The sequence below is a fragment of the Chitinophagales bacterium genome (assembly GCA_013816805.1).
GTDB lineage: Bacteria > Bacteroidota > Bacteroidia > Chitinophagales > UBA10324 > MGR-bin340.
Genome location: JACDDS010000010.1, coordinates 124,492 through 145,723, shown reverse-complemented (window position 1 = coordinate 145,723; position 21,232 = coordinate 124,492). Strand labels below are relative to the sequence as shown.

Annotated in this window: 14 protein-coding genes; 7 read left to right on the top strand and 7 right to left on the bottom strand. The window is 39.7% G+C overall.

Annotated elements, in window-relative coordinates; translation table 11 throughout:
* Positions 1-35 precede the first annotated feature (35 nt).
* Entirely contained in the window at positions 36-3,155 is a 3,120-nt protein-coding gene (locus H0W62_10200) for a TonB-dependent receptor (protein MBA3648901.1), read from the bottom strand.
* 145 nt (positions 3,156-3,300) lie between these two features.
* Between H0W62_10200 and ruvB the strand changes: the two genes are divergently transcribed.
* The gene (gene ruvB / locus H0W62_10195; protein ID MBA3648900.1) at positions 3,301-4,329 is read left to right on the top strand and encodes a Holliday junction branch migration DNA helicase RuvB; all 1,029 of its coding nucleotides are present in this window, start codon (positions 3,301-3,303) and stop codon (positions 4,327-4,329) included.
* 90 nt (positions 4,330-4,419) lie between these two features.
* On the opposite strand, the gene H0W62_10190 is transcribed toward ruvB, so the two are convergent.
* Together H0W62_10190 and H0W62_10185 are read right to left on the bottom strand one after the other, a co-directional pair.
* Positions 4,420-6,072 carry a T9SS type A sorting domain-containing protein gene (locus H0W62_10190; GenBank protein ID MBA3648899.1) on the bottom strand — a complete coding sequence of 551 codons (1,653 nt, stop codon included), beginning with the start codon at positions 6,070-6,072 and terminating at the stop codon, positions 4,420-4,422.
* A 149-nt stretch (positions 6,073-6,221) separates the two neighbouring features.
* Positions 6,222-7,445 carry a methyltransferase gene (locus H0W62_10185; protein ID MBA3648898.1) on the bottom strand — a complete coding sequence of 408 codons (1,224 nt, stop codon included), beginning with the start codon at positions 7,443-7,445 and terminating at the stop codon, positions 6,222-6,224.
* A gap of 112 nt (positions 7,446-7,557) precedes the next feature.
* Between H0W62_10185 and H0W62_10180 the strand changes: the two genes are divergently transcribed.
* Complete coding sequence (locus H0W62_10180; GenBank protein ID MBA3648897.1) at positions 7,558-9,675, top strand: S9 family peptidase; 2,118 nt, start codon at positions 7,558-7,560, stop codon at positions 9,673-9,675.
* Positions 9,676-9,715: 40 nt separating this feature from the next.
* Here H0W62_10180 and H0W62_10175 read toward each other — a convergent pair whose 3' ends face one another.
* Entirely contained in the window at positions 9,716-10,159 is a 444-nt protein-coding gene (locus H0W62_10175; protein MBA3648896.1) for a hypothetical protein, read from the bottom strand.
* 96 nt (positions 10,160-10,255) lie between these two features.
* Positions 10,256-11,545, bottom strand: a complete 1,290-nt coding sequence (locus tag H0W62_10170; GenBank protein MBA3648895.1) for a 2-oxo acid dehydrogenase subunit E2 — start codon at positions 11,543-11,545, stop codon at positions 10,256-10,258.
* A gap of 284 nt (positions 11,546-11,829) precedes the next feature.
* On the opposite strand from H0W62_10170, the gene H0W62_10165 reads away from it, so the two are divergent.
* Positions 11,830-14,136, top strand: a complete 2,307-nt coding sequence (locus H0W62_10165) for a fibronectin type III domain-containing protein (protein ID MBA3648894.1) — start codon at positions 11,830-11,832, stop codon at positions 14,134-14,136.
* Positions 14,137-14,236: 100 nt separating this feature from the next.
* Here the strand turns inward: H0W62_10165 and H0W62_10160 are convergent, their stop codons facing one another.
* A complete protein-coding gene (locus H0W62_10160) occupies positions 14,237-14,983 on the bottom strand; it encodes an EcsC family protein (protein MBA3648893.1) in 747 nt (248 codons plus the stop codon).
* Between the two features lie 72 nt (positions 14,984-15,055).
* Positions 15,056-16,654, bottom strand: a complete 1,599-nt coding sequence (bshC, locus tag H0W62_10155; protein ID MBA3648892.1) for a bacillithiol biosynthesis cysteine-adding enzyme BshC — start codon at positions 16,652-16,654, stop codon at positions 15,056-15,058.
* A gap of 224 nt (positions 16,655-16,878) precedes the next feature.
* Here bshC and H0W62_10150 point away from each other — a divergent pair, with 224 nt between their 5' ends.
* The 4 genes from H0W62_10150 (at position 16,879) to H0W62_10135 (ending at position 20,957) form a co-directional block, all read left to right on the top strand.
* A complete protein-coding gene (locus tag H0W62_10150) occupies positions 16,879-17,454 on the top strand; it encodes a sigma-70 family RNA polymerase sigma factor (GenBank protein ID MBA3648891.1) in 576 nt (191 codons plus the stop codon).
* A gap of 10 nt (positions 17,455-17,464) precedes the next feature.
* Complete coding sequence (locus H0W62_10145; protein MBA3648890.1) at positions 17,465-17,869, top strand: hypothetical protein; 405 nt, start codon at positions 17,465-17,467, stop codon at positions 17,867-17,869.
* Between the two features lie 135 nt (positions 17,870-18,004).
* Positions 18,005-18,835, top strand: coding sequence for a T9SS type A sorting domain-containing protein (locus H0W62_10140; protein MBA3648889.1), 831 nt, complete (start codon positions 18,005-18,007; stop codon positions 18,833-18,835).
* 178 nt (positions 18,836-19,013) lie between these two features.
* Positions 19,014-20,957 (top strand): T9SS type A sorting domain-containing protein, encoded by a 1,944-nt coding sequence (locus H0W62_10135; GenBank protein MBA3648888.1) that lies wholly within the window; start codon positions 19,014-19,016, stop codon positions 20,955-20,957.
* The last annotated feature ends 275 nt before the right edge of the window (positions 20,958-21,232 follow it).

Sequence of the window (21,232 nt, the reverse complement as noted above, 5' to 3'; positions counted from 1 at the left end):
AATTTAAATAAAAGTAATTTAACCACTTACGCCTCTTAAAAAGTCAAGTTTACTCCGGCGATATAGCTGCGCGCGCTTGGGTAGGTGCCCCAATCAATTCCCGCCGCAACATCGCCTCTGTAAGTTTCACTTTGCAGGTTATCACTGGTATGCATTTCCGGATCAAGGCCTGTATACTTTGTAAAAGTTAAAAGATTTTGAGCCGTTGCATAAATTCTCAACCCCTTTATATGAGCTTTACTTAGCAGCTTTTGCGGAATATTATAACCAATCTGAAGATTTTTTAATCGCAAATAAGACCCATCTTCGAGAAACCTGCTGCTTGGTGTTTTATTATTTGCTGAACCAAGCCAGGATACGCGTGGCATGGTATTGCTCGTACCTTCGCCAGTCCATCTTTCATCATAGACTCGTTGCGTTAAATTAAAAGCACGATAAAATCCTTCTATATCCTGGTTTACCTGGAGGTATAATTTGTTACCATAGCTTCCCTGGAAAAAAACAGAGAAGTCAAAATTCCGGTAAGCCAGATTCACGGTAAATCCATATATCAATTTTGGTATGGCACTTCCCAAAAAGGTCCTATCTTTTTCATCAATCACTCCATCGCCATTCTGGTCCTTAAATTTAACATCACCAGGGTGTATGTCAGGGCCCTGGTAAGCGTTACCAAAGATATCAGCCTCGTTCTGAAAAATTCCTTCCATTTCAAGTAAATAAAAAGAACCTATGGGTTGGCCCACAGCAGTTAGAGTAGCATACACACCATTGTCAATCCGCCCTCCGGGAATGGGAGATCCGTTGGCAAGAGAAATTACTTTATTTTTTACTGTTGCCAGATTTGCATTGATGCCATATTTTAACGATCCCAGGCTATTATCGAAATTCAACTCAGCTTCGAATCCCTGGTTGCGAACTTTACCGGCATTAACATAAGGCGTGGTCGCACTTCCGCCAATTAAGGGTAATGGAATTGGAATCAGCATGTCTGAAGTGGTCTTGATATAGTAATCAAGGGTCAGGTTTAATTTATTCTCGAATACACCTACATCCATACCGGCATCAGCTTGTGTAGAAGATTCCCACTTCACGTTTTCATTACCCCGTGTAGTTACTGTATAACCTAAATTGCTTGCGGGTGGCATACCCAGTACATAATTAAATCCGCCCCCAACGATGGATGCCCAGGGATAATTTCCAATATCCTGGTTTCCCAGCTCTCCATAACTTGCCCGAAGCCTGAGTTTTGAAATTGCCGTAACTGAGTTTTTAAACCATTCTTCATTATGCAGATTCCACCCCGCTGAACCTGAAAAGAAAGTACCATAACGGTTAGCGGGTGAAAAGCGCGAAGAGCCGTCTCTTCGTATGTTAAAAGACAATAGATAAATATTGTTGTACGAATAGTTGGCGTTGCCGAAGATGGAAAATAATGCCCACTGTTGCTCTCCTTCAAAAACATTCTGGGAATTGATATTAAGTCCATTACCTAAAAACAGCAGGCTGCCGATCTGGTCAGGGAAATTATGGTCCGATCCGCCATGGATGTGGTTGGTATTACTGATTGCCTCCGTTCCAAGGATAGCAGTTACGTTGTGAATACCATTAAAGGTTTTATTGTAAGATAATGTATTGTTCCAGATAAAATTAATGTTGGTATTGGTGCTAACCGTAAGCCTGCTAGGACTGTTTACGCGGAGGTTGGTACCATAATTTCGATCAAAGCGCTTATCATTGGTTAAAATAGCATCAAGGCCAAAATCAGTTTTAAATTTCAGATCATTAATTATTTTATATTCAGCATTAAGATCTCCAAACACACGGGATTGCTTTTCTTTATTATCCGTATAGGCTGCCAAAGCAACAGGGTTATATCCATCTCCAAAAAAATTGGGATTATCAGGCAAATCAGTATAGGTGCCATCAGGATTATAAACAGGTATTGCCGGAGTACGGAAAAGCGCATATCGGATTACACTTCCACCATTTCCACCATAGCCATCACCAGAACTACCCACGATATTTCTGTCAGAATATGAAATATCGATGTTATTTGCGATGCTTAATTTATCAGTTAAATCAATATTTAACTTCGATCTCAGCGAATACCGTTCATAGTAAGAGTTGATAATAATTCCTTCCTGTCTGAAATAATCACCTGAAATAAAGTACAGCGTTTTATCATTCCCCCCCGAGACAGACAGTTGATGGCTTTGGATAGGCCCATGCTGGAAGATGGCTCTAAGCCAATCTGTATCTGCAAGGTCTAATCCTGCAGGTATCGGAGTGCGTTTTAATGCAGAATTTGTGATCTGTAAATTATCATTAGCAACAGCTTCATTATACAATTCTACATACTCAGCAGTATTGCACATTTTCGTCAGATCACCGTGGGTTTGAAATCCTCCATAGCCAGCATAGTTAAACTGCGGGGTGCCTTTTTTACCTCTTTTAGTGGTTATTACTACTACACCATTAGCGGACCGTGCTCCGTAAATTGCAGCAGAAGCAGCATCCTTTAAAACCGTTATAGACTCTATATCATTGGCAGATAAAAAATTGATTCCATCTTTAGTAGGAACTCCATCGATAACAAAAAGAGGATTGTTGTCATTAATGGTTCCAATGCCCCTGATCCTTACAGCAATTCCTTCCCCAGGCTGACCGGTAGACTGGGTAATACGAACGCCCGATGCTTTGCCCTGCAATGCCTGGTCAACATTTCCTACAGGTAATTTTGAAAGGCTTTCCACATTTACAGTTGAAACGGCACCGGTAATATTGGAGCGTTTCTGGGTTTGGTAGCCCAATACCACCACCTCATTTAAAGACTGAAAGGCAGCCTTCATAGTAATGTTGAAGGTTTGCCTGCTTCCTGATACAGTTACGGGTTCCCGGAAATCAGTGTAGCCGATAAAAGAAACTTTAAGTGTGTAGGATCCCGAAGCTATATCACTTATTTCATACAAACCGTTATCATCAGTATTTGCGCCATATTGAGTTCCCTCCAGAACCACAGTGGCATATGAAACAGGTCCGCCTTTTTCATCTATTACTTTGCCATCCAGAATAGCATTTTGCGCGTAAGATCTGGTAGTAAGGAAGAACGAAAAAAGAAGCAAGGTAATAAACGGAGTAAAAACTTTCTTTATCAACGGAGCAGCTTTAGTTTTAGAATGGGATTTCTTAGATAACAATGATAAATAAATTATTTCACTTTCTCAATAATATCGCAAAATCAATCCCATACAATTGGTCTCTAATGTTTTTTATTCACAAAAGATCATTCAACTTTGATGTATGCGAAATCAGAATCTTGAAGCAGGAGAAAAAAATCTGAACACTTCAGAGTTGGAGGTTGAAAAGGTCTTGCGACCTAATGCATTTGACGAGTTCTCAGGCCAGCGCAAAATAGTTGAAAACCTCAAAATTTTTATACAGGCTGCACAGCAACGCGGTGATGCACTGGATCATGTTCTGTTACATGGACCTCCGGGTTTGGGAAAAACAACCCTTGCACACATAATTGCTCATGAGCTGGGAGTGAATATCAGAATAACTTCAGGACCTATATTGGAGAAAGCCGGCGACCTGGCAGGCTTGCTCACTAACCTCGGCGAGCGGGATGTGTTATTTATAGATGAGATCCATCGCCTGAGCACAGTAGTAGAAGAGTACCTGTATTCAGCGATGGAGGATTTTAAGATCGATATTATGCTGGATACGGGTCCGAATGCACGATCCATTCAAATCAACCTGAGCCCGTTTACATTAGTAGGTGCTACTACACGTTCAGGACTTCTGTCATCACCATTAAGGTCACGTTTTGGAATCGTTTCCCGAGTGGATTACTATGATATTGAAACGATAAATAAAATAATCCATCGGTCAGCCCATATTTTAAATACTGGAATAGATAAAAACGGTGCCTTTGAAATTGCTCGGAGAAGCAGAGGTACACCCAGGATTGCAAATGCCTTATTGCGAAGGTTGCGCGATTTTGCGCAGATAAAGGGGAACGGTAAAATTGATCTTGAAATGGCGCGGTATGGGCTAAATGCGTTAAATGTGGATGAACATGGCCTTGATGAAATGGATAATAAAATCCTCTCCTCAATTATAGAAAAATTTAAAGGTGGTCCGGTTGGCATTAATACTGTTTCTACTGCCGTTGGAGAAGAAGCCGGAACGATAGAAGAAGTGTATGAGCCATTTTTAATACAGGAAGGTTACCTTAAACGCACTTCCCGCGGAAGAGAAGCAACCGCACTGGCGTTTAAGCATCTCGGCAAAACAATGCCCAAAGGACCTGGATTTTTGTTCGATTAAGATATCAGCATCAGGATATTCAGCTTATAAATTTATGTAAAAGAAAATCCCGACTGCTAAGCCGGGTTTTTCTACGTTATAGAGCTAAAATCAATGCTGAATAATTAACTGTTTAGTAAGCATTTTCGAGCCCACGTGCAATACACAGAAATACATTCCAGTTGCAATATCATTCAGGTTTAAATCCATTTTATGGAAACCCGGATTTGTAACCTCGTTGCTGATGGGCGCCTTGACAAGCTGACCGGTCAGGTTATATATGGATAATGATACGTTTTGCTGCGTCGGCAAAAAATAACTGATCTCCGATTGATCTGTTGCCGGGTTAGGAGATAAATTATAAAACTGTGGCGACTTAACCACACTCCCCAAGTTTCCATCACTTAGAATATATCCGCAATTTTCAGAGAGCCAGCAGCTGTCGATAATGAGATTTTCGTCACCCGGCTTATAATATAAATACTGGACAAAGAATTTGAACATCTCATCGTGGGATGACTCACCATAGTGAACGCCTACAGGCGGGCTATTCGGATTGTAAGGATTATTTACCGTATTATCATAAGATGCTTCAGCATGAAGATGAGAATGCACCGGTAGCTTTATCATGAAAGGAAAACTATAAAGCATTTGCCAGTTAAAGCTCCAGTTAGGAATATAAATAAGAGGTATAGAATCATTTTCACCGGTTGTTGCCCATATCTTCATTGACTTGCCTAACAGGTGCATGTGAGGGGCAATGGCATATAAAGAAAGATCCAGGCTGTCTGAAAGTGAATCAACAGGATAATCTATATGAAAAGTAAGAACGTGATTCGCCTGCAAATAGAAACCCGGCTCTGTAATAAATTTTTCCCCGATACGGTGACCGTATGAAATCCTTGATGAATCAGGATTCACATTCTTTTCATAAAATAAATTTACCGAAGAAGAGTCAGTTTGCTGAACAAAGGTAGGTGCATAATGAATCTGAATAAGCAAAAAGGAATTTGGGGGAAACTTAACAATACTGTTATCTGAAAAAAATCTTGGAGTAAGTCCCGGGCCATACAGAGTTAAAAAATTTGCATGAACGTTAAAAGTGTCATAATCAGCACCGCCAAAGGAAGGGTAACCATATTCAGGTGTGGCATTATCAGCAGCAACTGCTGTGCTGTCGGTTATCAAGTAAAGAAAAACGTGGTGTACAACCGTGGCATTTCCCGGCCGGAACTCAATTGCGCTTATTGCTTTATCACCATTAAAGTTAGTAGGTAAAACGAAGCACTGATAATGATCGCCTCCATCACCGGGAACCACATAAGCCTGGGACATGCTTAACGTAGTGTCAGGGATTCCTAATTGCGATCCCTTCGGAAAAACAGGAGAAGGTGGTGCAAGCGTGGTATCTCCGGCAGGTCCATCTGCATTTACCCAGTCGATCAGCTTTTGTTTGTCTTCCGGACTGAGTAAGCGCTGGTCCAGGAATTGGGTGTAATGCGGATCAGCTTTCCACGGAGGCATCACACCCGTTTGCACATCAATAGGGATAGAGTAGAAATAACCAGAAATCTTGGAATTGATGGTAGACTGGTAGGATGTGAAATGTGCTATCTTATCACCAATTTCTCCTTCACGGTGGCAGGTGGCGCAATTATGGTAAAAAATTGGTGCCACATCTTTCCATTCAGGAGTTTGAGCCTTAGCCCGGTTAATAAAAAACAAGCCTGCCAGAACGGCAAGTACACAGTTAAACTTATTCATTGTGGAACTATACAAATTTTAAAAAACAAAATTATATACGATAGAAGGCTGCATAAAGATTATGCCGCAAAATTATGACATTTAAACCATCTCCTGGTAATACACTTGTGCTTAAGAAATTCATTATAAACCAATAATCGAAAATTTGATTAAATCTCTTCATTGTTTCGCTCAACAACGGAAGAGGGATCGTGGTTCCGGGATTTACTTATTTTTCTGGAACCTTCATAAAGTTCAAATTCGAGAAATTTGCACTTAATCTGGCCATTGTAGAAATCAATTTTTCTTTTTGCTTTCAGGCCAATTTTTTTTGCGAGATCCATATTCGCTGTCAGTAAATATCCCCAATATCCTTTGCATCTTTTTTTAAAAAAATCACCAATCTCTGCATATGTATTTTCCAGCTTTGCGACTGCACCGAGGCGCTCTCCATAAGGGGGATTAAAGATTACCACACCGCTATTTCCCCCTACCGGGGTAGTCATAAAATCACACTTAATAAAACGGATAAATTCTTCTACACCTGCATTTTTTGCATTTAACCGGGCGGCATACAGAGCTCTTTCATCGCGGTCTGTTGCTATAATTTCTACCTGCGTGTTTTTTTTAATTTTTTCCTCAGCATCTTTAACAACATCATTAAAAACAGATAGATCATAATTTTTTACATGCATAAAACCATAATTGGTTCTCATTAGCCCTGGAGGCTTATTGACTGCAAGCAGTGCGGCTTCAATAGCTAAAGTACCTCCACCGCACATTGGGTTAATAAAACTTGATTCCCGGTTCCAGCGGCTGGATAGTACAAGCGCAGCAGCAAGGGATTCTTGTAATGGAGCTTTTGAAGCAAGCTTTCGATATCCATGCCGGGTTAATGGTTCACCGGATGTATCGAGGTAAATCATTGCTTCATTATCTTTCCAGAAAATAAAGATCACCGATCTGTTTTTTTCAGCCCCTGAATCAGGTCGTTTTTTAATTACTTCCTGAAAGCGATCTGCAATGGCATCTTTCACTTTCATATTTAAGAACATTGTGTTCTCCACCTCCGGATGTTCCACTACTGAATGCACGCTGAAATAGCCATCTTCAGGCAATATTTCTTCCCAGCCAATTTTTTTTATCTCGGTATATAAATGGTCTATAGTAGGAGCAGCAAATTTTTCTATTAAAAGATATATCCGGTTTGCTGTTCTTAAATGAATATTTAACCGAATGGTATCCCGAAAATTTCCCTCAACAATAAGATGAGTATGCGCTTCTTCTTTTATTTCGAATCCGAGTGAAATTATTTCACTTTTTAAGTATGGAGATATGAAAGGAGCACAGGAAATAAGTATATCCCGTTGAGAATTAAATAGTGACTCATTCATCCCTTAAAGGTACACGCTAATTGATTTCTGGCTACTGCTTTATCCTTCGGGAACAGGGTTGTCAATCTATTCATTTCAAAATTTATCTTTGTAAGATCAATACATTCAATATATGACTAAAATTATAGCTCTGTTATTTACGCTGTTAGTAGCGGGAATATTATTTGCAGATGCACAGGTTGTGAAATATCCAATCTCGAAAAAAGGAGACCAGCTAGACCATTACTTTGGAACCACCGTTGCAGATCCTTACCGCTGGCTGGAAAACGATACAGCTGCCGATGTAATAGCATGGGTGGATTCAGAAAATACGGTCACATTTAATTACCTGAAAAGCATTCCTTTTCGTGAGAAAATCAGAAAAAGATTAACTGAGATTTACAATTTTCCCAAATACTCAGCCGCATTCATAAACGGAGAAAACATTTTTTATAATTACAACGATGGCTTACGGAATCAGTCGCAGGTTATCATGCAGAATGAAGTAACAAAAAAGGAAACCATATTTCTGGATCCCAATAAATTATCCAAGGAAGGAACAGCCACCACTACTATAGATGCTTTTTCTAAGAATCATCGCTACTGCACATATCATGTAAACCGGGCAGGTTCAGATTGGGAAACAACCTATGTGCTGGATGTAGCTTCCGGGAAGAATACAGGTGACTCCCTAAAATGGCTGAAGTTTGGAGGGGCGGCATGGCAGGGAAATGGCTTTTATTATAGTGGCTACGACGCTCCTTCGGGAGGTACTGAGCTTCTGGCAAAAAATGAATATCAAAAAGTTTTCTATCATAAGATGGGACAGCCACAGTCTGCTGATCGGCTTATTTATCAGGATAAGGAGCACCCTTTACGCTATATCAGTGCTGCCACTACAGAGGATGAGCAATTTCTTATAATTTATATCTCAGAAGGAACAGATGGTTCTGAATTATGGTATAAAGATCTTTCAAAAGATGAACTAGATTTTCGCCTGCTCTTTAAAGGATTTTCAAAAAATTACGGCATTTTGGATGATGTGAACGGGAAATTTTTAGTTCAGACAAATGATGGAGCCGAAAACTATCATGTAGTTCTTGTAGATCCTGAAAGTCCGGATAAAAAAAATTGGAAAGAAATTATTGCTGAAAAACCAGAACGTGCCTCTTTTTATGCCACAGCAGGAGGCAAACTGTTTGGCGGTTATTTAAAAGATGCCATAACGCATGTATATCAGTACACTTACGAAGGGAAATTGGACAATGAAATTAAAATGCCGGGCTTGGGTACCGCAACAGGATTTAGCGGATTACGGGAAGATAAGGAAGTTTTCTATGATTTTACTTCTTACACCATGCCAAATACTGTTTTCCGGTACAGCATAGCATCAGGTAAATCGGAAATATTTAAAAAGAGTGATTTGAAAGTAAATACTGAGGATTACATAACTGAGCAAGTGTTTTACTACAGTAAAGATGGAACTAAAATTCCCATGTTCTTAACACATAAAAAGGACCTGAAACAAGATGGCTCGCATCTTACGCTTTTGTACGGATATGGTGGATTTGATGTAAGCAGCACTCCAGCCTTCAGCATATCGAATTACATTTTATTAGAAAATGGTGGAATTTTCGCTGTTGCTAATTTACGTGGCGGAGGAGAGTATGGTGATAAATGGCATGATGCCGGAAAACTATTAAATAAGCAGAATGTTTTCGATGACTTTATTGCAGCTGCAGAATATCTTAAAAAAAACAATTACACTACAAAATCAAAGCTTGCCATAATGGGCAGAAGCAATGGCGGATTATTAGTCGGCGCCTGTGAAACGCAAAGACCCGATCTCTTTGGTGTCTGTTTCCCGGCGGTCGGGGTTATGGATATGTTGCGCTTTCAAAAATTCACAGTAGGATGGGGGTGGGTTAATGATTATGGATCTAGTGATAGTGCTAAATATTTTAAATACCTGTACGGATATTCGCCCTACCATAATATTAAAAATGGAGTGAATTATCCTCCAACTCTTATTACAACCGCTGACCATGACGACAGGGTAGTGCCCGGACACTCTTTTAAGTTTGCCGCGCGTCTGCAGGAAGCACAATCAGGAAATAATCCGGTATTGATACGTATTGATAAGCAGGCAGGTCATGGAGCAGGAAAACCACTGTCTAAAACAATAGATGAGCAGACTGACATCTGGTCATTTATGTTCTGGAATATGGGAATAAGGGAGCTGTATAATTAACTTTATTAGCCCAGAAACTTGCTGCGTGGTTAATGTTACCTCAACGATTAGTCCAGGGAATCATTGCAAGCATAATAATAAGCGAAATCGCAAACAGGATGGTTCCCCGTTTAAATCTAACATTATCGTTAATGCCCTTCTTTGATAATACCCTCCCTACGTGAGCAAATACTACGGCCAGTACCATAGCTGCCGGATGCTCAATAGCATAAAACCTAACATTGTCGTCCTCCATTTGATAACCTCCGAATTGAATAGCACTCTGAGTGATGGGGCTTAAAAAAAAATAAAGAAGCAGTCCGATCAATAATTGTACGTCCATGCTTATCATATAAAATAAGCCAAGGCGATCATCTGCAAGTGAAAATTTCCCTTTATTCAACCAGCCAATAAGGTATTTAATTATAACAATTACAGCTAAAGCCAGGACCAGCCATCTCCAATAGGAATGAAAATCTTTAATAGGAAGATAAAATTGTTGCATGGAAGAATTTGAAGTTTAAGGTTTCAGATTTAGGGTTTTGAAATTTTAATTTCTAATACGAGTTTAGAAAAGGTGCAAGTAATTATGTTCTCTATATTAATATTCCCTTTTAGGATTGAACTGTTCTAAGTAATCTGCTACTTTTCGAAGAAAGGACCCTCCGAGTGCCCCATCCACGATACGGTGATCATAAGAAAGAGAGAGGAACATCATGTGCCTGATTGCAATCACATCTCCTTCTTCTGTTTCAAGAACCGCTGGTTTCTTTTTTATTGCACCTGTAGCTATAATTGCTACCTGCGGCTGATTAATAATTGGAGTACCCATAACATTTCCAAAGGTACCCACATTGGTAATGGTAAAAGTTCCGCCTTCTATTTCATGCGGCTTCAGCTGAGCATTTCGTGCACGGCGGGCGAGATCATTAACTTCTTTTGTAAGGCCAACTAAATTTTTTGTATCAGCATTCTTTATTACGGGCACAATTAAATTTCCTGAAGGCGTAGCTGCTGCCATGCCTATATTGATATCTTTTTTACGGATCATTTTTGTGCCATCAACTGAGGCATTTACCATTGGAAATTCCTTAATTGCCTTAACTATTGCCTCAATAAACAGGGGGGTAAAGGTGATCTTTTCCCCTTCCCGTTTCTCAAAAGCATTCTTAATCCTTTCTCTCCACAATACAAGATGAGTAACATCTGCTTCTACAAAAGAGGTTACATGGGGTGATGTGCGCTTGCTCATTACCATATGATCGGCTATCAGCCTGCGCATTCTGTCCATTTCAATAATCTCCGTATTGCCACTGGTTGAAACCGCTGGTCCTTTAAAGGTTTCATCAGGAAGTTTTACGGGAGGTGATTCTTGTTTGGTTTCTTCTTCCTCCTGGCCCCGGCTTTTTACAAAATTTAAAATATCTTTTTTCGTCACACGGCCACCTTCTCCGGTACCCGGAATGGCTTCCAGCTCATTCATTGCAATTCCTTCACTGCGGGCTATATTTAAAACCAGCGGAGAGTAGAACCTTGCCTCTGTTACAACTGGCCTTATTTCTGGTTTAGGAACAAAAGGAACCTTAATTTCCGGATCTGAAATTTGTTGGATTCGAGAATCAGCAACTACAGGTTTAACTGCCATATTTCCTTCTGTCTGTATAATTGCAATTGTTTTACCGACAGGTATTACATCATTAATCTGGTATAGAATCTTTGAAATGGTACCGGAATGCGTAGATGGCACCTCGGAATCTACTTTATCGGTAGCAATTTCCAATATGGGTTCATCTATTGCAACTGAATCACCCTCCTTTTTTAACCATTTTAAAATCGTGGCTTCCATAATACTTTCTCCCATTTTCGGCATAATCAGGTCTACTTCAGCCATTGTTTGTGCTATTTTGAACAGCGGTCAAATGTAAAGCGAAATGAATGATTCTGCAAGATGCGGGTGTATGAAGATAACCTTAATGTCGCCTTAACCAATGTAGAAATAATTTAAGTCAGGTGTTGAAAAAGTTTCGCACGTATAATAGATACTCTATCTCATTCATTCATCATTTATTCCCGTTCATACATAAACATTTTTCCCGCGGCTATACCTAAGATATTTTCGCCATTCTTTTTAACGGAAATTTCTTCTATGATTGTTAACCATAATCCATAATGCCAATGAAAAATTTAATCACTCTAATTTCTATTTTAGTATTTACATTCAGCAATTCAATGGCAGGCGTCTCCATTGACTGGCTTAGAACCAGCACCGCAAGCGGCATCTGGATAGACCGCGATACTTCAAATAATAGTTATGCTCTTGGTTCCGGTGACGGCCTTATTCACATGACCAAGCGTGACCGCTTTGGTAATTTTCAATGGGAAATTACAAGAGCTTCCAGTAATCTATCTAATGGCCAAAATGCCGTTCGCGTATTTGTCGATCCCCAGGGAAATCCTGTCATTGTAGGGTATCAGTATTCATCTCTCGAGGAAGGTCCGTTCGCAGTGGCTCTCGTTGTTATTAAGTATGATCCAAGTGGCAATTTCCTTTATGAAACTGATGTAAATGGAACTTTCACTTTCTTTAATAACAGTGCCAACCGCACAAAAGTAACGGCCCAAATGGATGGTTCCGGCAATGTATATATCGGTTCCGGTGGTAATATAAATGGTACTTCGGGTTTTGTAGCCGTAAAGGTTTCTTCTGCAGGAATTGTACTATGGACAAAAGTGCAGTCTTTTAATAACAACAGTTCCTTCTTTTATGTGTCCAATATCCGCTTAAAAGATAAATTTTTAGGCCTAGAAGGACACACACTTTATGCCAACGCAAATGCAAGCACGTGGGTATTGGATACTGACGGAAATTCAAAGTGGATTGCCGTGGCTGCAGGCGATGGCGGACAGGATATTGCTTTCGACAATACGCACAAAGCCTATGTGATCACCGATATTTACAATGCCGTAGGACCTAATACTACCAATGATTTTGGTATCTACAAATACGATAAAAACGGCGTTTTAATTTTTGTGAAAGCATATGATTTTCAGGGAGGAGAAATTCCTACTCAAATTGAATTTACACCCGACCAAAACTTAATCGTTATTGGAGATGGCAACCAATCTGTAGGAGGCATATCGTTTTACGTAGACTGGATTACTGCAAAGTTTAACTTGAAAGGAACATTAAAATGGATGAAGCGATATGATAAAACCAGCAATAATGATGAATTCCCATCAAGAATGGTGGTGGACAGCAGTAACAATATTTTCATTACTGGTCTCGGCGGTCCTTTTCCGGGTGGGTCCAATTTAGGAGCGGAGCAGATGGTAACTGTGAAATATAAGCCTAATGGTACCCTTGAGTGGACAGCTCTTATTGATACTATTTCTGACGGAAATAAGGGCGTAAGCCTTGTTACCGGAACTGATCATAGCTTATTTGTGATAGGTTCTGTGAGTTCCATTACCGTTCATTATCTTGATAATACCGGCAACGCATCTTGTTCAGTCCCTGTTAATATAGCAGTCACCAATATTACACAGGATGGCAGCACCATTACCTGGGATACTGTAGACAATGCAATTGTCTACCACGTTAGGTATAAAACGAGCACTACATCCCAGTGGACTCAAATATCTACCGATCAGACACAATATACTATCACGGGATTATTTCCCGGCACCAACTACGACGTTCAAGTGGAAGCAGTTTGTAACAGCGGGCCAACGGGATTTTCTGCTAACCAGCAGTTCGTTACCTTGGGAACGGGTTACTGCGCTTCAAAAGGACAGAGTGCTACTAAAGAATGGATCGATATCGTGCTGTTAAATGGAATTTCAAGCCAGTCTGAAAGTGATAACGGATATGCAGATTACACTTATTTAAGTGCTGATCTTGCTTTAGGTTCAAGTAATGATATTACTTTAAGCGCCGGTATGGCCGGTGGCACATTCACAGAAGGATGGGATGTATGGATCGATTACAACCACGATGGGGATTTTGATGATGCAGGTGAAAAGGTGGTAAGCTACAAGTCAAGCCAGATCGGGTGGGAAACTCATAACATTGGCATACCTGTTACAGCTACGCTTGGACCCACACGCATGAGAGTTTCTATGAAATATCAAACTTTTGCAACGCCATGTGAAATATTTAGTCGTGGTGAAGTGGAAGATTATACAGTTAATATAGTGGGTCGGAAGAATGCTGAATCGACAATAGGTAACAGCACAGGAAACCATAAATTATTTGTTTATCCTAATCCTGCAACGAGCAGTATTACTGCGAACCTGATAGATTACAAAGGCACTGTTAACATAAATATTTCTGATATGGTTGGTCATATAGTGCACTCAGCAGTGGTACCAGGCTCTAAAGCTTTTACGTTAGAGGTTCAGCAATGGAACAAGGGAATGTATATTTTCAGTATAACAGACGAGACAGGAACTACCCGGAATGTAAAGTGGATGAAAAATTAAGATAAGTGTAAAACACTAGCGGAAGGGTTGGCGAATTGTCAACCCTTTTGTTTTAAAATAATTACCATCTTGAACTAACGGGTTGAAGCTTAATTATAGATTAATTCTTAATGGAAGTTTGAAATGCCAAACCATCAAAATACCTGAGGCGATAAGCATTTATAGCTGTTCGGCCCAGTTTATTAACCAAATTATAATTTACTATTGCTCCAACCGCCGCGCCTATAAAAGGTATGAATTGAGCCAGCTTGGCAATATCAATGTAGTCACGATATTCCTGCTGAAAGCTGCGCCAGTCAAACTCGTGGATATCGGCCGGAAGCTGATTTGCCTCGTTAGTCCAGTTTTTAATCTTTATAAAAATAGCCCTGCTGTGCTCGCGACTGGAAAATGCTAGTTGAAAAATATACAATATATATAGCCGTTCGCGGTAATCCTTTACAGAGTAGCCGTATAAGGCCGCAATATCAAATAACAGCTTTATTTTGAGAGTAAGCAGTATGGGAAAATCAGCAAGAGAAGCAAGGAAGCCTGCCGCTCCGGTAACACCCCCTTCAAAAGCGGCAGTTTTTTTATAAAAACCGATGCGCTCCTGTGCCAAAAGTTCCCTGGCTTCCAGAGTGTAGTCTTTTAACAGTTTACGGGTAGTAAATTTTGCCCCGAAAAGAACAACCCGTACCGTTTCTTTTATTGCTTTTGTGACCGCGCGGTGTACCTTTTCAGGAATTATTTTATTGATCTTATTCTGTAAGTTTTTCGCTGCTCTGTTTAGAGTGGAGGACCTTCTCAACATTTGTTTTTCCCAGCGTTGCAATTCTTCAGCTGCATTTTTTTCATAAGTAGTCATGGAATATTTTTCGGGATAAAACAATACGATAATAGTATTTTGATGTTGATGCAAATTATTTAAGAACCTGCATTATTCTTCCGATAAAATGGTAAACTTTCTTTCAAGCGGATTAAGATTTGATTTCAACTCTTCAAAAAATTGATTCCCGTACTTCATATAAAAAGATAAAAAGTTCTCGTGGCGTTCCTGCAATTCGTTGTTAGGAAACAACTTGCCCTTCAGCGATTGAATCTGTTGTATGGCAACTTCTTCTTTTTTTTTGGTGGCGCGTCTCAATTTCTCTTCCAGCATTGTAAGTGCCTTTATCATTTTCACTCTTTCAGCTTCAAATGCTCCCTTCAGCGATTGGTCAATTTCTATTGATTTTTCGATCGCCTGATCCATAATATTATTCAGCGCTTCCTGTTCTTTTTTAAGAGAGATGAGTTCACCCGACTGCTCATCAATATATTTTTTTATAAGAGCTTCTGCCGGTAGAAAAAGTTCGGGATCAGCAATTGACAGTTTGCCCATTTTCGCGCTACTGATTTTTTCGATCCACAGAACCGAATTCCGGAGCAGGATCATAGGAAATGGTATATTAAGGAAACTGAATAATGATTTTAACTGCATCCAATAAGTTATTTCTGCACCCCCTCCCAGAAAAGCAATATCAGGTAGTACCATTTCCTGGTAAACGGGCCGCAATACAACATTAGGGCTGAATTTCTCAGGAAAGGAAAAAAGCAACCCTTTCATTTCATCTTCGGTGAAACTTAGTTCTGTGTTTAAAATTTTCCATTGATTGTTTTCTTTAACAATCCGCTCGCGGATATTATTTTCAAGAAAGAACAGATTGATTTCGCGGGGATGGATTTGTGAGATATAATTCCGGGTAAACTGCTCTAAGCTTTCATTAATTAAGCGAAATGAAATCTGGGAAAATAGCTCTCTCTCAGCAACAGGAATAAATAATTTTTTCAGGTTGGGATCATCGCCATCAATGATTAATAAACCATCTGCAGCAAAAAAATGATAAATGAATCTTTTTGTTGCCGCCGCAATAGTATCTTCCTGTAAATAGCATTCTCGTAAAAGGGTAATACAGTTCTTTGCCTCTTCATAATTTCCGAGTATCAATTCTAATTCATTGATCAGCACTGATAAAGATTGCGTTTTCATTCTTCCAAAAGCGCCCTGCTGATCAGTATTCCAGGTCAATGTTTTCCCAAAAAGGTAAATGTGATTTAATTCTTCTTTATCATGATCTTCACTTCCCATCCAATATACCGGAACAAAGTGGTAATCCGGGTATTCAGTGTTCAGTTTTCGGCTAAGATTGATGGTGCTTATAATTTTATAGATCAGGTATAGCGGACCAAGAAACAAATTTGGTTGATGTGCTGTGGTGACTGTAAAGGTGTTGCTTTGATTAAGTGACTCAATATTTTGAAAAATGTAATCAGTGGGAAAACGGCCCTTAATAGTTGCATGTTGCACGTTCAATACATCAGCAAGTACCTTTCTGTTTGTTGGAAAAGAGTTTCTGTTTTGTATTGCCTGAAGAACAGATGAAATTTCAGGAACATATTGAAAAAAAGGATGAATGGCCTCAGCATTTTCAAGATAATCAATTACCGGTTTACTAAAATATCCGGTAGCCTTATAAGAAATACTTGTTTTCTTCATCGGGCTAAAGTAGTCAGGATTAATACGAATTCAGAGTTTGCCGCTGCTGATTTATTTCACATTTTTAAAATTACCGGGTTGAAAGCACATTGTATGCTAATTTCATTTTTTTATGAACTATAACAACGCACCGTTTACACCTGCTGTTTGTGCCATTTTAGAATATATTTCATCATCTTACGTCTATCCGGCAGACGAATGAAGCAATGACCCTAGATCTAATGATGACTGCAACGCAGAATAAAGAAATTCAGGATACAGTTCGTAAAGAGCGCAAACGTCTCCTGGATTTTATCCGGCAACGCGTGAAAAGCGAAGAAGATGCGGAAGATATACTGCAGGATGTCTTTTACCAGTTTGTGAATACCTATCGCATGATGGAGCCCATCGAAAAAGTAACTGCATGGTTATTTACAGTGGCCCGAAATAAGATAACAGACCTTTACAGAAAGAAAAAAGCAAACACCTTTTCAAGCCTGATACCGGTAAGCGCTAATGAAGACGGTGATGAAACGTATTCCAATTATTTTCTCGATGAAATCATACAAGACCATTCGGATTCGCCGGAATCTCAATATATGCGTTCCCTTATCTGGGATACGCTGAATGCTTCCCTTGACACATTACCGTCCGAACAAAAAGAAGTATTTGTTCTGCATGAGCTGGAGGGTAAAAGCTTTAAAGATATTGCTGCGCAAACAGGAACACCGGTAAATACGCTGCTTTCCAGGAAACGATATGCAGTACTGCATTTGCGTGAAAGACTTCAGATCTTATATAATGAACTAATAAACCTTTAAAACTTACAATATGAAACGGTGGTGGATACAGAAAGCAATAAAAATGGTAGCCCTGTTTTTACTTACAGGAACCCTGATGAGCTTTTTGTTGATGACGCTCTGGAACTGGTTAATGCCTGCAATTTTTAACCTTGGGATGATCAATTTCTGGCAGGCCCTTGGTGTGTTGGTTCTTACAAAATTATTATTTGGATTTGGCCGCGGGGGATGGATTCACGCTGGAAAGTATTATGGCGGATCTAATGGTAAAGAAAAAGGAGGATATTGGAAACAAAAGATGGAAGAAAAACTAAAAAATATGACGCCAGAGGAACGTGAAAAATTTCGCACGGAATGGCGAAAGCGCTGCGGCTGGAGGTATACCCATAATCCTGAAGAAAACGAGAAGGAAGATTCAGGAGAAGTAACAAAATGATATAGAGTTTGCAGTGTCCTTTTATAATTTTTTGACAATTCTATTGTTGAAATAATGAAGAAGCTTAATCCTCACTTAATTTTTTGTTTGTCCTTTAAAACCTATAGCTTTAATTTACAATCAAAAATTAAGACCATGAAACAGCTCTTTACAATTGTAATTCTTTTAACTTCCTTCATATTTTTTACCAGTAATACTTTACGGGTTATCAAGCCTTACCCGCCAAAAGCAACAAGTGGAGCACCAGGTGAAAATACTTGTATTGTTTGCCACTCAGGAACGCCGCTAAACGGAGGACCGGGCTCTATTGATATTTCTTATGATGGCAGGAATAATAAATATGTATTAGGCAAAACTTATAAAATAACCGTTACTGCAATAGATCCAAGTGAAATCCATTACAGCTTTGAAACCACTTCTTTAGATGCTTCAAATAACCCGGCAGGAAAACCCTCATTGATCGATCCCTCAAATACGCTGATTCAAACTGATGCGCGAACGGGCAGAGTTTATGTAACGGATTACGATGCAACACCATTGAACACCTGGACCTTTAACTGGAAAGCGCCATCAACAAACGTTGGGAATGTTACCTTTTATCTGGACGGGGTAGAGGCTAACGGAGATATAAAACCACAGGGTGACCATGTTTATACCAACACCTGGACGCTGACCCCAAAAGCTGTCACAAAAGAGGAAGAATTGGCAGCTCTAAGCTCTTTAGATATTTTTCCAAATCCGATTCAATCTACCGCCACTCTTAATTATACATTGGATGAGCCTTCACTGGTGAGCATTCAAATCCTGGATTTATCCGGAAAAAATGTAAAAACAATCTGGAATCGTAATGAGAATGAAGGAACTCACCAGCTGAATTTTAACCGGGAAGGATTAAACAGCGGAGCTTACATGATTCAAATTCAAATCGGAAATAATACTGAGGTAAAAAAAATAGTAATCGATTAGATTAAACACTAGCTAAAGGTCTTACGGAATCTGAAATTCTGTAAGACCTTTTTTATTGTATAACCATTAAATACGTTGAAAGATTTTGGTGATTTTAGAAAACCTGCTGTCAATATGTTATTAATTACTCTTTTAATGTTAGTATTAATTATTAGGTTTACCTTCTAAACTAAATCTTATGCAAAAGTCGACTACCCAACCATGGTCAGCCCGCACGAGCAGATGGCTTTGGCTGTTACTGCCTGTGGGTTTTCTTATTCTCTCTTTCAGAAGTTATGCCCAGCAGTCAAACTACAATAAAGAAATCAGTGGAACATTCTGGAGTGGTGATAATGGCATTACTATGGGTGTAAATCAAATTATCAGTAAACAACAGTATATGGAAGAAAATAATTTGTTGCAAAAACAAAAAGACCGGCGGCAGGAAACAAATGAAAAGGAAATTGTTCACCAAAAATATGATAACCCTGAATCACCGCGCGTAGCGTCTTACCGGAATCCTGATTATCAGGATCAAACAAAGGTGACACCCGGTTCTTTTACAATAGGTACCAGCTTCAATGCAGTTAACCATTCTAATATTTCACAAGGCTGGATTCCTCCGGATCCAATGATGGCATGCGGGCCTACTCAATTAGTGGTAACAGTTAATGGCCGTATTCGTGTTTTTGATAAGGCTGGTACCATGCAATATGACTTTGATGCCGATGTATTCTTTGCCTCTGTGCGCGGTTCATCAAATGCCGTGGATCCCCGGGTGCGTTATGATGCAATAAAAGGCAGATGGATCATTTCAAGCATTACCATTGCTTCCACCAATAATCGCATACTGATCGCCGTAAGTTCAGGCTCTGCCATTACGGGAACTTCCAGCTTTACCTTATTTCAATTTGCACAGAATACAGTAGCTCCGGCTGGTGATGCCGGACTTTTTGCAGATTATGAAACACTTGGCGTTGATGCAAATGCTTTATATATCGGTTGCAACATGTTTAATTCCAATGAGCATTCGACCGTTTTCGTAATTAAGAAAAATAAATTATATAAGGGTGTTTTAAAAGTATTTGCATTTAGGAATATAGGGAGTGCATCTACCGGTGGTATCTATACTCCGCAGGGTGTGTCAAATGACGATCCTGCTGCTACAGAAGGATACTTTGTGGGCATCGACTATAATCAAAACGGTTTGCTTGTTGCACACCGCGTTATTATATCGGGATCAACTGCTACGCTCTCACCGGGAATGAATCTCACGGTGCCATCCACTGCCTTCCCTAATGATGTTCCAAATAAAAACGGTTCATCTATGGATGCGATAGATGCAAGATTATTGTTGGCAACTATTCATAAAGATGTAAACACAGGTGCTTCTTCACTCTGGTGTTCTCATTCCATTTTAGTAAACAGCAGTGGAGTCGGCATTGGATCCGGCAATCGCGATGCAGTAAGGTGGTATCAAATCGGAAATCTTACTACATCACCGGTGCTTCTTCAATCAGGAACATTATTCGATGCTGCTGCAACTGCACCTAAATATTATTGGATGGGTACTATCAGCATGAATAACAATGGCGATGCAATCATTTCCTGTTCATCTTCCAGCAGCACAACATTTGAGCAAGGAACCGTGGCCGCGCATTTTTCTTCTGATGGCGCAGGCAGCACTTCGGCTCCGCAATTTACCACTACTGCTACTACCGGTTATAGCGGAGGCAGATGGGGCGATTATTCTTCTTCCTGTATCGATCCTTCTGATAACACTACCTTCTGGTGCGCTCATGAGTATGTGAATAACGGTGATTACTCTGTGCGTGTAGTGAAAGTTACAGTTGGTAATGCGCCACAGGCAAAGTCCAGTGCCGCTTTAAACCTTTGGAGTGCCTCTCTTTTTCCAAATCCGGCAAACAGTCAGGTTCAGATTCAATTATCAGGAGTTTCCGATCAGTCTTTACAGATTGTACTTACGGATGTAACCGGAAAAACAATAATGACAAAGGTCTATCCTGCAGGTACTTCCGGCTGGAGTGAAGATGTCTCACAGCTCGCTAAGGGAATGTATTTAATCAATATCACTTCTCAGGATGCTTTACACAAGCAGGTTTTGAGGTTTGAGAAGAATTAGTTGGGTTAACATAAAAAAAATTTAAGCCGCCTCTAGTTGGGGGCGGTTTTTTTTTAAGCTTTTATTTATGTTATTAATTTGGGGAAGCCATAATGCAATTAATTGAGTTGCGATATTCAATTATAAAATGCTTTTTCACAAAATACGATATCGATTATAATGCGGAATGAATCGTTGTCAAACTGCTCTATAAACTTCTGCTTTGTTTATGGCGATAAGCTATGATTTTGGAATAAGAAAAAAATTCCGTTCAATAAAGTCAAATCTGGTTTATT

What these genes read in the sequence shown, in the direction of transcription:
- bshC (MBA3648892.1), bottom strand. Translation starts at nt 16,654, where the DNA reads ATGAAGAAAACAAGTATTTCTTATAAGGCTACCGGATATTTTAGTAAA.
- ruvB (MBA3648900.1), top strand. Translation starts at nt 3,301, where the DNA reads ATGCGAAATCAGAATCTTGAAGCAGGAGAAAAAAATCTGAACACTTCA.
- H0W62_10190 (MBA3648899.1), bottom strand. Translation starts at nt 6,072, where the DNA reads ATGAATAAGTTTAACTGTGTACTTGCCGTTCTGGCAGGCTTGTTTTTT.
- H0W62_10135 (MBA3648888.1), top strand. Translation starts at nt 19,014, where the DNA reads ATGCAAAAGTCGACTACCCAACCATGGTCAGCCCGCACGAGCAGATGG.
- H0W62_10170 (MBA3648895.1), bottom strand. Translation starts at nt 11,545, where the DNA reads ATGGCTGAAGTAGACCTGATTATGCCGAAAATGGGAGAAAGTATTATG.
- H0W62_10145 (MBA3648890.1), top strand. Translation starts at nt 17,465, where the DNA reads ATGAAACGGTGGTGGATACAGAAAGCAATAAAAATGGTAGCCCTGTTT.
- H0W62_10150 (MBA3648891.1), top strand. Translation starts at nt 16,879, where the DNA reads ATGACTGCAACGCAGAATAAAGAAATTCAGGATACAGTTCGTAAAGAG.
- H0W62_10175 (MBA3648896.1), bottom strand. Translation starts at nt 10,159, where the DNA reads ATGCAACAATTTTATCTTCCTATTAAAGATTTTCATTCCTATTGGAGA.
- H0W62_10185 (MBA3648898.1), bottom strand. Translation starts at nt 7,445, where the DNA reads ATGAATGAGTCACTATTTAATTCTCAACGGGATATACTTATTTCCTGT.
- H0W62_10180 (MBA3648897.1), top strand. Translation starts at nt 7,558, where the DNA reads ATGACTAAAATTATAGCTCTGTTATTTACGCTGTTAGTAGCGGGAATA.
- H0W62_10165 (MBA3648894.1), top strand. Translation starts at nt 11,830, where the DNA reads ATGAAAAATTTAATCACTCTAATTTCTATTTTAGTATTTACATTCAGC.
- H0W62_10140 (MBA3648889.1), top strand. Translation starts at nt 18,005, where the DNA reads ATGAAACAGCTCTTTACAATTGTAATTCTTTTAACTTCCTTCATATTT.
- H0W62_10160 (MBA3648893.1), bottom strand. Translation starts at nt 14,983, where the DNA reads ATGACTACTTATGAAAAAAATGCAGCTGAAGAATTGCAACGCTGGGAA.